This window comes from Lysobacterales bacterium, from assembly GCA_016721845.1.
GTDB lineage: Bacteria > Pseudomonadota > Gammaproteobacteria > Xanthomonadales > Ahniellaceae > JADKHK01.
In genome coordinates, this window is sequence record JADKHK010000008.1 from 24314 (window position 1) to 37984 (window position 13671).

General features: G+C 65.8%; 10 protein-coding genes and 4 pseudogenes. 7 read left to right on the plus strand and 7 right to left on the minus strand.

Features of this window, described 5'->3' with window-relative positions; genetic code table 11:
- Positions 1–4 precede the first annotated feature (4 nt).
- The 3 genes and pseudogenes from IPP28_05630 to IPP28_05640 form a co-directional block, all read right to left on the minus strand.
- Positions 5–839, minus strand: a pseudogene (locus IPP28_05630) (hypothetical protein).
- A gap of 60 nt (positions 840–899) precedes the next feature.
- Positions 900–1610: a hypothetical protein gene (locus IPP28_05635; GenBank protein MBL0040526.1), complete on the minus strand. Its 711-nt coding sequence runs from the start codon at positions 1608–1610 to the stop codon at positions 900–902.
- Positions 1592–2641, minus strand: coding sequence for a hypothetical protein (locus tag IPP28_05640; GenBank protein MBL0040527.1), 1050 nt, complete (start codon positions 2639–2641; stop codon positions 1592–1594). Before IPP28_05640 ends, IPP28_05635 begins: the two co-directional genes overlap by 19 nt.
- 133 nt (positions 2642–2774) lie before the next feature.
- On the opposite strand from IPP28_05640, the gene IPP28_05645 reads away from it, so the two are divergent.
- From IPP28_05645 to IPP28_05670, 6 genes and pseudogenes are all read left to right on the plus strand, one after another.
- Positions 2775–3005, plus strand: a complete 231-nt coding sequence (locus tag IPP28_05645) for a type II toxin-antitoxin system CcdA family antitoxin (GenBank protein MBL0040528.1) — start codon at positions 2775–2777, stop codon at positions 3003–3005.
- Entirely contained in the window at positions 3005–3322 is a 318-nt protein-coding gene (locus IPP28_05650; GenBank protein MBL0040529.1) for a CcdB family protein, read from the plus strand. Before IPP28_05645 ends, IPP28_05650 begins: the two co-directional genes overlap by 1 nt.
- A gap of 5 nt (positions 3323–3327) precedes the next feature.
- Positions 3328–4678, plus strand: a pseudogene (locus IPP28_05655) (tryptophan--tRNA ligase).
- Positions 4675–4971 carry a hypothetical protein gene (locus IPP28_05660; GenBank protein MBL0040530.1) on the plus strand — a complete coding sequence of 99 codons (297 nt, stop codon included), beginning with the start codon at positions 4675–4677 and terminating at the stop codon, positions 4969–4971. The pseudogene IPP28_05655 and the gene IPP28_05660 overlap by 4 nt, the downstream one beginning before the upstream one ends.
- Before the next feature lie 99 nt (positions 4972–5070).
- Positions 5071–6771 (plus strand): hypothetical protein, encoded by a 1701-nt coding sequence (locus IPP28_05665; GenBank protein MBL0040531.1) that lies wholly within the window; start codon positions 5071–5073, stop codon positions 6769–6771.
- A gap of 34 nt (positions 6772–6805) precedes the next feature.
- The gene (locus IPP28_05670) at positions 6806–7618 is read left to right on the plus strand and encodes a hypothetical protein (protein ID MBL0040532.1); all 813 of its coding nucleotides are present in this window, start codon (positions 6806–6808) and stop codon (positions 7616–7618) included.
- Here the strand turns inward: IPP28_05670 and IPP28_05675 are convergent.
- The 4 genes and pseudogenes from IPP28_05675 to IPP28_05690 form a co-directional block, all read right to left on the minus strand.
- Positions 7615–9057, minus strand: a complete 1443-nt coding sequence (locus IPP28_05675) for a 2-oxo acid dehydrogenase subunit E2 (GenBank protein ID MBL0040533.1) — start codon at positions 9055–9057, stop codon at positions 7615–7617. The genes IPP28_05670 and IPP28_05675 overlap by 4 nt on opposite strands.
- 14 nt (positions 9058–9071) lie before the next feature.
- A pseudogene (locus IPP28_05680) lies at positions 9072–10000 on the minus strand (alpha-ketoacid dehydrogenase subunit beta).
- A gap of 47 nt (positions 10001–10047) precedes the next feature.
- Positions 10048–10732 (minus strand): annotated as a pseudogene (locus IPP28_05685) (hypothetical protein).
- Between the two features lie 82 nt (positions 10733–10814).
- Positions 10815–11021, minus strand: coding sequence for a hypothetical protein (locus tag IPP28_05690; GenBank protein ID MBL0040534.1), 207 nt, complete (start codon positions 11019–11021; stop codon positions 10815–10817).
- A gap of 238 nt (positions 11022–11259) precedes the next feature.
- Here IPP28_05690 and IPP28_05695 point away from each other — a divergent pair, with 238 nt between their 5' ends.
- Complete coding sequence (locus IPP28_05695; GenBank protein ID MBL0040535.1) at positions 11260–13629, plus strand: hypothetical protein; 2370 nt, start codon at positions 11260–11262, stop codon at positions 13627–13629.
- The last annotated feature ends 42 nt before the right edge of the window (positions 13630–13671 follow it).

Here is a 13671-nt window from a genome sequence, read left to right on the forward strand (position 1 = left end):
GGGTTTACGGGTCCGGCACGAAGCCGCCGGCGAAGGCGCGCGGTTCTTCGCGGCCCCAGCGCGGCTGGCGGATCACGCCGCGGTCGACCAGGTGTTCCCAGGTGTCGTACTGCAATTCGACGACTTCATCCGGGCGCGACGAGCGGCGCTCAAACTGCGTCGTGTTCACCTGCGACCACTCGCGCTGGCCATGGGCGGTGCCGAGTTCGGAAGCGAAGTCTGCGCTGCGTTCGCGCTTGGCATATGGTGCGGCGGCATCGGCCGCAGCCCCCGTCGCCGGGCGCGGGCTGGCTGCGTTGTGCCATCGCTTCGGCTTCGCGTGCGGCGGACGGCGCCTGTGCGTTCTTGCGACGCGAATCGTCTTCACGGTAGACCGGCGGCGGGGGCGGCAAGTAGATCGGCGCGCGTTCGCGGAACACCGCGATGCCGATCACGCCGACGTTCTGCGGTCGACCGGTGCGCGCGGCATAGCTCCATTCCGGCGCACTGAACACGAACTGCGCGACGTCGTTCATCGACTTGCGCCAGCCATTGATCTCGGCGCGTTCGTACGGTCCGAGCACGTAGCCGCCCTGGTACGGGTCGGCGGTCTCGCCGGTCACCGCGTTGACACCGTCGACGCTGAGCACGGCCATCACGCGTTCGCCGGTGCGGTTCTGCATCATCACCGCGTAGCGATGGCCGGGCTCGCCGGCGACATAAGCGCGACCGCCCTTGTGATGCACCTCGATGACGCGTCCGGTGTCGCGGTCGACGACCTGCAGATCGACCAGATTGTGCACATGGGCCTGCGTGGTGAGGGTGGCCAGGGCCAGGATCATTCCGAACATCGCTTTCATCGTCGCCTCCGTCGTGGGTGATGGGTGCAACGATGGGATGCGGCCAGCGGGGTTCGGGTTCTACTCGAAGCCGTTGCCAAACAGCGGCGATTCAGCTGCAGCGGCCGCAACGGCCCAGGCCAGACCGTCGCTGGTGCGGTGCTCCCAGCCCCACTTGCGCCACGGACTGATGCGGAACGCCGTGAGCCCCGACGACGGCGCGGTCGGGCGAATCCAGAAGTTCACGCCCAGGTCGTAGGTGTCGTAAAGCGCGTCGACGGTGCCGGCGAGCGTCGCGTCACGCGGTCCGACCAAGGCGCCGAAATAGTCGGCCCAAGCCATGGCCGCGACCACGTCGAGTGCGTGTTCGGCATCGTGGATCGGTGCTTCGATCGCGAAGTCGGTGCCGTCGTGTTCGATCACGTAACGTGGCGCGAGTACCACGCCGTAGTCGCTGTCCTCGGTGCGCAATGCGCTACGCAGGAAGCCGCCGCTGCGCCGGATCATGTCGGCCGTCGCGACATCTTCCGCGGTCACGTAGGCGCGACGCAAGGCATCGGTCAGCAGCGCCGTCATCCACGTCGAAGCGCCGTAGGCGGCACCATCCCAGTCGCCGTGCTGATCGCCGGTGTGATACCAGCCGCCATCGACATGGCTCGCCGGAATGCCCGCCAGCGCGCCGTTCTGGTGTGCCGCCAATGCGGTCACGATGGCGTTCACGCTGTCGCGGCGCGTGGTGTTGCCGGTGACTTCGTAATCGATCGCATGCGCCATCAACTTGAACGCGACCATTCGCTCGGTCCAGAACCCGAGCGCAGCGGTCCACGCATGCGGGCTGCCGTTGTGGGCATTTGCGGTATTCGTGATCGTGGACAGAAAGTCTCGTCGCCGGTCATCCAGTAGGCGTAGGCCAGCGACTCGTTGAACGAATACTTGTTGTCGCTCGCGTTCAGGCTGAAGAAGCCGCTGCCGTTGACGCGTGCGCGATAGAACTCGGCGTGGCGCACTGCCTCGCGCAACGGCTTCAGGAAGCCGCTGCGGAAGTGCAGCGTGAACATGGTCGCGGCGCGGTCGTACAACCACGGCTCGAAGGCGGTCTTGTAAGGACACTGGTTGGCGACCGTGACCAGCGGGTCGTCCTCGTTGACGACGGTGTACAGACCGTTCTTCAGCGCATGGTCGGCTTCGGTGAAACCGGGCCAGGTCGCGATGGCATCGTTTGTGGCCGGGTCGTCGCGGGTCGCCGGATCATCGGCAGCGAACGGCACGACCTGACTCGTGCGCAATGCGCCGCGGCTCAGCCAGGCTGCCGGCAAGGTCGCGTAGACATTGGGTTCGAGCACGTTGTCGGCAGGCGCGAAGCTGCCGCTGGTGACCAGATGCCAGGTGCTCGCGCGCAACGCCCGCGTCGGTCGGTTCAGGGTCCGGGCGGGTCCGCCCCATTCGACGACGATGCGCTTCGGCAGGCTCGGGTTCGCGAATGCGATTTCCACCTGCACCAGCGCGACGCGTACCGACTGCCCGTCGATGCCGGCATCGCTGCGATGTCGCCATGGCGTCAACGACTGCACATAGGCCGGAATCTCGAGGCCGTTGTCGAGCACGCGCAGATTGGCCAGTTGCGCCGCCGTGATCGAGCCGCGCGGGAACGGTACGCAGAAGCTCGCAACGACTGCCGTGTTCGCGGTCACGACCTCGGTCGCGTGCAGATCGACCGCTACCGAGCCGGTGGGCACCGGTGCGGCGAACAACGCGTCCACGGCTGCGACCGGCCCCGCCAGCAGCAGCCCCAGCACGCCCAGAATCCCCCAATGCCAGCGCATGACCGTTCCCCCATGACCCGGTTTCGTGACGGACTGTAACGCGGGCTCGGGCGTTGCCGCTGTGACGCCGGACGCGTTGTTTGCGGCAGGCAGACCATGCGCATAATCTATGCGCATGAACCGGGTGCCTGCCATGAACGCCGTCATCAAGAAGCCGACCAATCTGAGTCTCCAGGCCGATCTGCTGGCCGAAGCCAAGGCGCTGGACCTGAACCTGTCGGCCGAACTCAACAAAGCCCTGGCCGAGATCGTCAAGCGCAAGCGCGCCGAGCGATGGCTGGCGGAGAACCGCGAGGCGATCGAGGCCTACAACCGCCACATCGAACGTGACGGCTTGTGGAGCGACGGCTTGAGGACATTCTGATGCGTCGCTTCGACGTGTTCCACAACGAGGACCCGCGCACACGCAAGCGCGTTCCGTATTTCGTCGTGCTGCAGTCGGACTTGTTGAGCGGCTTGAACACCGTCGTCGTCGCGCCGATCGGGATGGCGAAGGTGGTCGAAGGCAAGCCGGCAACGACACTGATGCCGTCGGTAGTCCTCGACGACCACGAATTCGTCGTCTACCTCCCGGAACTCGCAGCGGTTCCTTCGCGGCTGATGCGCAAGCGCGTCGCCAACCTGGAATCGTCGCGCGACCTGATGACGCGCGGCCTCGATCTTCTCTTCAGCGGAATCTGATCCTCATGTCCAAACGTCGTGTCCTCACCGGTATCAAGCCGACCGGTTCCCCGCACCTCGGCAATTACGTCGGCGCGATCAAGCCGGCGATCGCGGCCAGTCGCGATGCGCAGGTCGATTCGTACTTCTTCCTGGCCGACTACCACGCCCTGATTTCCTGCAGCGATCCATTGCGCGTGCAGCGTTCGACGCTCGAAATCGCCGCGACCTGGCTGGCGCTCGGGCTCGATCCTGAGCGGGTGATGTTCTATCGCCAGTCCGACATCCCGGAAATTCCGGAACTGACCTGGCTGCTCACCTGCGTCACCGGCAAGGGTCTGCTGAATCGCGCCCACGCCTACAAGGCCGCGGTCGATGCGAACGCGGCCGAGGGTGTCGATGTCGATGCCGGCATCAGCGCCGGCCTGTACATGTATCCGGTGCTGATGGCCGCGGACATCCTGATGTTCAACGCGCATGCGGTGCCGGTCGGCAAGGACCAGGTCCAGCACATCGAGATCGCGCGCGATCTCGGCCAGCGCTTCAACCACATCTATGGCGGCGACTACTTCACGTTGCCGGAAGCGCAGGTGGACGACAACACCGCGACGCTGGCCGGGCTCGACGGCCGCAAGATGTCGAAGAGCTACGACAACACCATTCCGCTCTGGGACGCCCCGGCGACGATGCGCAAGCTCGTCATGAGCATCGTCACCAATTCGCAGGCGCCCGGTGAACCGAAGGATCCGGAGTCCTCGCACGTGTTCTCGATCTACCAGGCCTTCGCCACGCCCGCGGAAACCGCGGCCATGCGCAAGGCCTACCAGGACGGCATCGGCTGGGGCGAGGCCAAGCAGGCGCTGTTCGAACGGATCGACCGCGACCTTGCGCCGGCACGCGAACGCTATCGCCACTACATGGGGAATCCGCAGGATGTCGAAGCCTTGTTGCTGCGCGGCGCCGAGCGCGCGCGAAGAGTCTCGGCCATTCATCGCGACACTGCGGGATGCGGTGGGATTGCGTTCGGTCGCGAAGGTCGTCGCCGATGCCACGAAGATCGAGCAATCCGGCGATGCGTTGCAGCCCGAGCTGAAGCAGTACCGCGACAGCGACGGCCAGTTCTACTTCAAGCTGGCTGAGAAGTCGGCCGGCGTGCTGGCGCAGAGCATCGGCTTCGCGAACGGCAAGGAGGCCGGTGCCGCGATCGCGCGCATCAAGCGCGGCGAAGGCGCGATCGCGAACGGCGAACTCGTGCTCGATGGTGCAGCCGTCGCCTATGTGCCGGGTGGGGTCGATCCGGCCGATGCCAGTACGGCACTCGATGTGCTGGTGCGACTGGAGGCCGAAGCCCAAACCAAGAAGCAGGCGCAGCCATGAGCGTGCTCGCGCTGATCCTGTTCCTGCCCTGGTTCATCATCGTTGGTGGCGTCTACTGGTTCCTGCCGACGGCCTCGCCGCGCTCGGCGGCGCGGAATCGCATCGATTCCATCGCGCTGGTCATTGCAGTCGCGCTCAGCGCCGCGGGCATGTGGTTTGGCATGCAGACCGACACCAGCGGCTATCACCCGATCTGGGCGCAGGTATTGGCGACGTTGTACGCGTATGGCGCCTTCCTCGGCGTGCTCGCCATCGCGGCGTGGCTGAGGCGGCGGGCGACGCGGACTCGTTGAGCACGCCACTGGTGTCCGTCCCTCCCATCCGTCGGTAGTCGTGTGATGCGCGACGTGTATTCTTGTCGTCGTCGATTGGGGGCAAGCCGATGTTCAGTCTTGGCGCGCAAGATGCCGGTAAGTACGGTCGTGTCGAGAATCGCGACAGGTGCACTGTTGATGTTTGCTTGTACCGCCGCGTCCGCGTGGCAAGTGAACCAGGCGCCAGTGGTCATTTTGCCTTCGCCGTTGCCGGTCACGTCGCCGGGAACGGTGGTCGACGTGGGGGCAAGTGTGTCCGACCCTGATGCCGGCAGCGCCGATGTCGAATTGTCGTTCGAGATTTCCGATGCTGCGGGCGTGTTCGCGCCCGCCGACGTCGGGCGCGTGACGTGGGACTTCGGGTTGTTGGTCACCAGTGATGTCGCAACCGCCAGCCTGGCGGAGATCAACACGGCGCTGGACGGGATGAGATTTCGACCCAGCGCCGGATTTGCCGGGACCGCGGTCATGTTGATGACGATCGACGATCTGGGCCATACCGGCACCGGAGGCGCCAAGACAAACACCAAGCAATTCGCGATCAAGGTGTGTTCCGCGACAGAGTTGGGAAATGCCGCGGCCTGCGCAATGAACAACAGGCCGGTAAACGGGAGTTTGTCCCCAGCACCCGACACCCAGCCCCAAACCGTTGTTGCCGTGCCATGGTCGGTCTCCGATCCAGACGTCGGTGCGGGCACATTGGATATGGAAATCAATGTCGCGGATCCGTCTGCCGTGCTGACGCCTGCACAAGTGGGTACGGTCTCGTGGACCTTTGGTACCGCTGTCACTTCCGATCTGGCAACGGCTGCGCTCGGGCCGGTGAATGCGGCATTGGCCGGATTGAGTTTTCGACCTGCCGCCGGATTTGCCGGACAAGCCCGACTGGTGTTCGAAATCGATGACAACGGCAATTCCGGTACCGGCGGTGAGCTATCCGACACCGATTTCATCCTGATTGATGTCTGCACACCTGCAGAACTTGGTACCGCCGCATGCGCGGTGAACAACAATCCCGTCAATGCCATTCCTGTCGGCCTCAGCACGCCATCGGAAACGCCGTTGGCGATTCCCGCCAGTGTGTCTGATCCGGATGTCGGTATCGGACTGATGGAGATGGAGCTCAGTTTGGTCGATGCCGCAGGCGTACTGACGCCGGCTCAGGTCGGCACGCTGAGCTGGAGTTTCGGCAGTGGCATCACTTCTGATGTCGTCATTGCCAGTCGTGCAACCATCAATGCGGCGCTCGCGGGCCTGCAATTCGTGCCCGCACCGACCTTCACCGGGACCGCGCGTATCGTGTTCGAGATCGATGATCAAGGCAATTCAGGCAGTGGTGGGCAGCTAGCGGACACCGATTTCCGGGACATTCCGGTGACGCCGAGGCCCGGCGTAGCCGAGATTCAGTCATCGTGCGTGCGCGCGGCGGGCGAAGGAACGGTGGTGTCGATTCCGGTGAAGCGGACGAGCGGTGACGATACCGCCGTCAGCGTGGGCGTGTCCCTCGCCGGGGTGACGGCGACGCCAGGCACCGATTTTTCGCTCTTGAGTTCGAGTACCTTGTCCTGGGCGAATCAGGATCGTTCCGATCGGGTGATCAGCTTGCTGATTGCAGCGGACGTGATCTCCGAACCGGTCGAGTCCTTCATCGTCAACCTCGTGTCGCCCGTCGGCATGGCGCTGGGCAGTCCTGCAAGCATCACGATTCGCATCGACCCCGCACTGACCGGCGATACCGTGTTCCTTCAGGATGGCTTCGAATCCGTCAGTTGTCCTTGATGCCGATCGGGAGGGTCGCAGTAACATGGCCGCCATGAGCCGCAAATCCCGCTCGGATACCGAACAACGCCGTGAACTCGGTGGCTACACCGAGGCCGAATTCGATCGCGAATTCGTGCGTTCACAGCGTTCCGATGCACTCAGCGTCGCGATTCGCGCGGTCACGCTCGTCGTTGTCTACGGATTGCTTGCACGCGCGATCAAGAGCCACGATCTGCCGTCCTGGTTGCTGGTGCTGCCGTTCGCCGTGGAATTCCTGGTGATCTTCTGGCTCGGCTGGTTCCTGTCGCGATTCGTGGTGTCCTGCCCGGCCTTCCGCAAGAGTGCCGGCAGCTTCGGGCTGGTGCTGTTCTGGTCCTTGCTGCTCGCCGGCGGCATGGGAGCGGCGATCGTGTTCAATCCCGGTGGCGAACCTGCACCGGCGGGTGCTGCGGCGCTTCACGATGCATGGAACTGGGTCGTACGCACCGACATGCATTGGGCCTTGCTGGCGATGCTGGCAGCATTGATCGTAGGTACGGCGCAGGAGGTCATGCGCTGGAAGCAGGTCGGCGGCGTGTTCGTGTGGACCTCGATCATGACCGCCGGATTCCGTCTCGGCGTCGCTTTCCTGATGGCCTTCTTCGGCATCTTTGTCGCGGTATTCGCCGGTGAATTCATCGTCGATCTGGCCGACGCTCGTCTGCAGTTCGGCGGCACGGTGCTGAACTGGGTGTTGTTCGGCTTCATCGTGCTGGTTGAAGTCGCGACAGTCGTGGTCTCGGTCCTGATGCACCGCGATGCGATGAATTCGAAAAGCGAGAAAGTGGCAGCGCCAGCGAAGCCGAAGCGCGGGGTCCTGCCCTAGTTCGCGCGTGCCAGGTCGTCGAGCATCACCTTGAGGAAGCGTGCGGCTTCACCACCGGTGGCGGCACGATGGTCGAAAGTCAGCGACAGCGGCAGCATCTTGTGGGTTTCGATGCCGCCCATCACTGGCACGAGTTGGTGACGGCCCTTGCCGGCGGCAACAATGGCGACGCAGGGCGGCACGATCACCGGCGTGGCGTAACGGCCGGCATACATGCCGAAGTTCGACAGCGAGATCGTGTAGCCCTTGAGCTCATCTGGCGCGATCGAGCGATCCTCGACTTGAGCGCGGAGACGGTTCACACCTTCGCGGATCATGCGTGCATCGAGCATGTCGGCATTGCGCAGGGCCGGCACGAACAGGCCCTCGGGCGTGTCGACGGCGATGCCGACATCGACGCGCGAATGCAGGGTGCGCGTACTGTTGGCCATGTCGAACCACGCGTTCAACGCCGGCTCGGCCTTGCAGGCGACGACGATGGCGCGGATCAGGCGTGCGGTGATGTCATTGCCAGGCGTCCAGGCGTGCAGATCGGCGTCGTCGCACAAGGTGGTCGGCACGACCTGCGCATGCGCTTCGGCCATGATGCGGGCCATGTTGCGACGCACGCCGCGCACGGGTTCGGGCTGGCCCGAAGCCTGCACGCTCGGCGGCGTGGTGCGCACGGGTTTGCCGGCGAGGGAGCGGGGGTCGGCGGTGTATGGATCGTTGCCCCTCACCCCGGCCCTCTCCCCGCTGACGCGGGGCGAGGGAGAAGTCGCGGCTGCCGCCGGTGCAGGCGTGGTCTGTGCGAGCGATACGGATGCGGCGGCCGCGAGTGACGCCGGATTGGCTGCAGCGTGTTTCACATCCTGCATCGTGATCACGCCGTCGGGGCCGCTCGGGCGCACGCGCGTCAGGTCGACGCCGAGTTTCTTCGCCGCGGCGCGCACCGCCGGCATCGCCTTGATGCCACCGATGGCGATCACGGCCTCGTGCTTGACCTCGTTGCTGGCCTGCATCGCACCGACCACGGTGCCGGCATCGGCGCGATCGGACGGCGCGCTGGTCGTGACCGCGGGCGCTGCCGAAGCAGCCGCCCTCCCTTCTCCCTGCTCGCGGGGAGAAGGTGCCGAAGGCGGTTGAGGGGCAGCCTTCGGCTTCGGCGCATGATGATGCCCGGTGTCCTCGGCATCGGCGCGTTGTGGCAGGGTCGGATCGACCGCGAACGTCGCCAGCGGCGCACCGGTATCGATCACGTCGCCGGCCTTGCCATGCAGCTTGGCCACGACGCCGGAATAGGGGGAAGGGACTTCGACCACCGCCTTCGCGGTTTCCATCGACACCAAAGGCTGGTCCAGCATCACCGTGTCGCCTTCCTTGACGAACCACTCGACGATCTCGGCGTCGGGCAGACCTTCGCCGAGGTCGGGCAGCAGGAAATCCTTGTCGATGCTCATGGCGATCTCCGGAATCAGCGGTAGGCCATCGCGCGCTTCGCCGCCGCGACAATCTTGTCGACGCTCGGCAGGTATTTCATTTCCAGCCGGAACAGCGGGATCTGGGTGTCGTAGCCGGTGACGCGTTCGACCGGCGCGACCAGATCGAACATCGCCTTCTCGGCCAGCGCGCGGCGATCTCGGCGCCGAAGCCGCCGGTCCTGGCGGCTTCGTGCACGATCACGCAGCGGCCGGTCTTGTTCACCGATTCGGGGATGGTGTCGAAATCCAGCGGCTTGAGGGTCGCGACGTCGATGACTTCGGCGCTGATGCCTTCGCGGGCGAGCGCATCGGCGGTTTCCAGCGCTTCCTTGACGTGTGCGCCCCAGGTCACCAGCGTAACGTCACTGCCATCACGCAACACGAAGCAGACGTCGAGCGGCAAGGACTCGCCATCGTCCGGCACGGCTTCCTTGTACTGGCGGTAGAGCCGCTTGGGCTCCATGTAGATCACCGGATCCGGGTCGCGGATCGCGGCCAGCAGCAGGCCGTAGGCGCGCTGCGGCGAGGACGGCAGCACCACGCGCAGGCCGGGCACGTTGGTGAAGATCGACTCGTTGGCTTCGGAATGATGTTCCGGCGCGCGGATGCCGCCGCCCCACGGCACCCGCAGTACCATCGGGCAGCTCAGTCGGCCACGGGTGCGATACCGCATGCGCGCGGCGTGGCAGACGATGAAGTCGACCATCGGATACATGAAGCCGTCGAACTGCGCCTCGGCCACCGGCTTCATGCCCTGCGAGGCCATGCCGACGGTCAAACCGGCAATCGTGGTTTCGTCCAGCGGCGTATCGAGGATGCGCTCGGGGCCGAAGCGCGCATGCAGGCCGGCGGTCGCGCGGAACACGCCGCCGTTGACGCCGACATCCTCGCCGAGCACGACCACGCTCGGTCATGTGCGCATCTCGTAGGCGAGCGCCTGGGTGACCGCCTCGATCAAGGTGATCGGGGTCAGCCATGACGTCGGCCCTCCGCGGCGATCGCCTGCGCGCGCTGCGCGGCGATGTCGTGCGGCGCTTCGGCGTAGAGGTAATCGAAGATCGATTCGATCGGCTGCGACTTGGTTTCGAGATAGGCGTTCACCTCGATGTCGACCTCGCGTCCGCATTGTTCTTTCCACGCTTGCTCCTGGGCCTCGTCCCAGACGCCGAGCGCTTCAGACAGTGCCGCAGGCGCAGGATCGGTTCGCGGTCCCAGGCCTGCTTCACTTCGTCGTCCGGCCGATAGCGGCGGGCATCGTCGGCGGTGGTGTGGTCGGGCAGGCGATAGGTCACCAACTCGATCACCGTGCCGCCTTCGCCGCGGCGCGCACGCGCGTCGCTGCGCATCACGGCGAGCACCGCGACCAGGTCGTTGCCGTCCACCTGCAGGCAGGCGAGGCCGCCGGCAAGGCCCTTCTGCGCCAGCGTCTGTGCGCCGGTCTGCGCCTTGCGCGGCACCGAGATCGCCCAGCCGTTGTTGATCACGCACAGCACCAGCGGCAACTTGTACGCGCCGGCGGAATTCACCGCGGCGTAGAAATCGGTCTTCGACGAGCCGCCGTCGCCGCCACGCTGACCGCCACCCGCGGTTCCTGGCGCAGCTTGAACGCGAGCGCGGCGCCGGCCGCATGCAGGCACTGGGTCGAGATCGGCACGCACCAGGGCAGGTCGTGCGCGGGCCGGCGAAATCGTTGCCGCGTTCGTCGCCGCCCCAGTAGAGCAACACATCGCGTGGCTTCACGCCGCGCACGAACTGCGCACCGTATTCGCGGTAGCTGGGACAGAACACGTCCTCGGCTGCATCGACACGCCGATCGCGACGTGGGTGGCCTCGTGGCCGAGGCAGGAGGCATAGGTGCCGAGCTTGCCGGTGCGCTGCAGGGCCACCGCCTTGCCGTCGAACACGCGGGTGAAGCTCATGCGCTGATAGAGGTCGACGAGCACGGCCGGATCGCGCGAATTCCGGCAGCGCGTCGACGATGCGACCCTCCGGATCGAGCACCTGCCGATATCCGATCGTGAAACTGGCAACGGTATTCATGCATGCCCTCCCGAGGCAGGCGGGTTTGATAGCAAGCGACGCGGCCCGTGCGCAAGCTGCGCTGTTTGACGCGGACATGTTGCGGGCTTGCGCGACCGCCGGCATTCGGCTACTTCGGGACATCCTGTCCGGAAGTCGCCCATGTTCGATCTGATCGCGATCATCGCTGCCATCGTCTTCGTCGTCCTGGTGTTGCAGCTGCGCGCGATGTTGGCGATGCCGTTCCTGAAGCAGTCGGCGCGCCTGGTGCCGGGGGACTGGTCGCCGCTGCTCGGGGCCGAAGATGTGATTGCCGCCGCGAACCAGGAATGGTTGACACTGGGCTTCACCGGGCCGCACTGGTTGTCGATCACGCCGCAGCCGGTGGAGGCGGCGAATGTGCGCGCGATGGCGTGCTGGCGGCGCGAGTCCGATGGCACGCTGGCCTTCCTGCTGCCGATGTTTCTGGCGGAGACGCCGAATCGCTGCGTCTGCTATCTGGCCACGCGGCTCGCCGATGGACGTACCCTCGTCAGCCAGCCCAGCGATCCGTTTTTCACGATCACCGCGACGCCCGAAGAGCCGGCGCAGTTGCTCGCACCGGCACCGACAAGCGACTTGCTCGCGGCACATGTGCAGTTCGTCGCTCGGCACGGCGTGGCTGCGCCGGATGCGGCCAGCGATGCGGTACTCGTCGATCTGGCCGGGCGCTGGATGAACACGCGTCGCGAACGCCTGATTGCGCGTGGTGCACTGGTCGAGGGCAGTGAAGGCATCGCGCGACCGCGCTTCGGATTCGCCATCCGCGCTTTGCGCGCGTTCTGGTCGCGACCGAAATGGCCGATGAACACGGATCCGATTCCGCCCGTGCGCCTGACCCAGATCGCGCAGACCAGTGCGCGCATCCGCGAACGCGCGCCGACGGCGACGATGCAGGCGCTGCTGTTCCTGCTCAGTGTCGCCTTGTTCATGGTCGTTGGAGGCATCGTCTTCGGGCTGCAGTTCGCGTGGATCCTGCTCGTCGTCATCGCCATCCATGAAGCCGGGCACTACCTCGCGATGCGCGCGTTCGGCTATCGCAACGTGCAGATGTTGGCGCTGCCGCTGGTCGGTGGGGTGACGGTCGGGCACGAGACCCACCCGAGCGCCACCCACCGTGCCTGGATGTCCTTGATGGGGCCGCTGCCGGGCATCCTGATCGGCTGGGGTCTGCTGTTCGTCGCGCTCACCCAGCGCAGCGAGGACTGGGTCATGCATTCGGCCTGGATCTTCCTCGCGATCAATTATCTCAACGTGGTGCCGGTCCCGCCGCTTGACGGCGGCCATATCGTGCAGGCGATGCTACCGGCCCGCTGGTACGGGCTGCGCATCGCTTTCCTCGCGAGCGCGTGTGTGGCCGGCGCCGTGCTGTCTCTCACCTTCGGTCTGGTCGGTCTGGCGGTGATCGTATTGCTGCAGCTGGCGCAGGTGGGACCACTGCTGCAGAACCGGCGTGTAATCCGGCATCTGCTGGCACAGGGCGGCGTGCCGGTCGATGCCGTGCGTGCACGCAAATTGCGTCTCACCTTCGATGCGCTGGAGCAGGTGCTTGGCCCGACCTCGCGCGCGCAAGCCCGCATCGCGCAGGCCGAGGACATCGTGCGCAGCCTCGACGTGGTGCCGATGTCTGCGGGATCGCGCGTGATCACCGGCGGCACCTACGCTGCCTTGCTTGCCGTGCCGCTGGCGGCGCTCGTGGCCTACGCCGGATTGGGGCTTGGTGCTGCGACCGACGACGTCATCGCCCGCGCGAGAACCGAGGGTCCGGTCTATGCCGAACTGGAACGGCAGGCCGCGGCGATGACCGAGTCGGCATTACGCGACGGACTCGACGAGGCCTGGACCGGCGAAGGCGGCGGTCTGGACGAACTACGCGCCGCATGGGTGGCGGAGCAGGTCGTTGCGACACAGGTGCGTGAACACGACGCGCGCCGACAGCGCGCGATGGCCGAACTCGCGAACGCCGACGTCGATGCCTTGAGCGCACGCTTCGAACGTCCGGCCTGGTGGTTGCGCTGGTTTTTCCAGGTCCCGGATTGGCCATCGCCCGCGAGCGATGAAGCGCTCGCTGCGGCGGAGCGTCGCCTCGACGCGCGCTTGCCTGACGACTTACGCAACTTCTACGGACGCCATGACGGCTTCCCGATGCTGCAACTCGGTGCGGTCGCGGAGATCGCGCCGGTATCGGCACCGCGCAATGCGGATCGCGCCGCCGAGATGCTGGAGTCGCCATTTGCCGTGGTTGATGCCGATGGGCACGATGCGGTCGACCTGCGCTTGTCGATCGAGCACCTGCTCGAATGCCGTCGCCTGAGCCCGCCGCAGGAACCAGGGCTGGCTGAGCATCTGCCTTGGCCGGCGCTGCTGTGGTGTCCGAAGCTCGAATCCGCGGGTGCAGCCGTCGTCAACACCAGCACCCGGCGCGGTTACCGCGACTTCGCGCTGTATCTGCGCGAACGTGCCGCCGAGCACAGCGCTTGGGACGAGCCCTGAACGCAGAGGGCGCCCGCAGGCGCCCTCTGGTTCAACGGATTG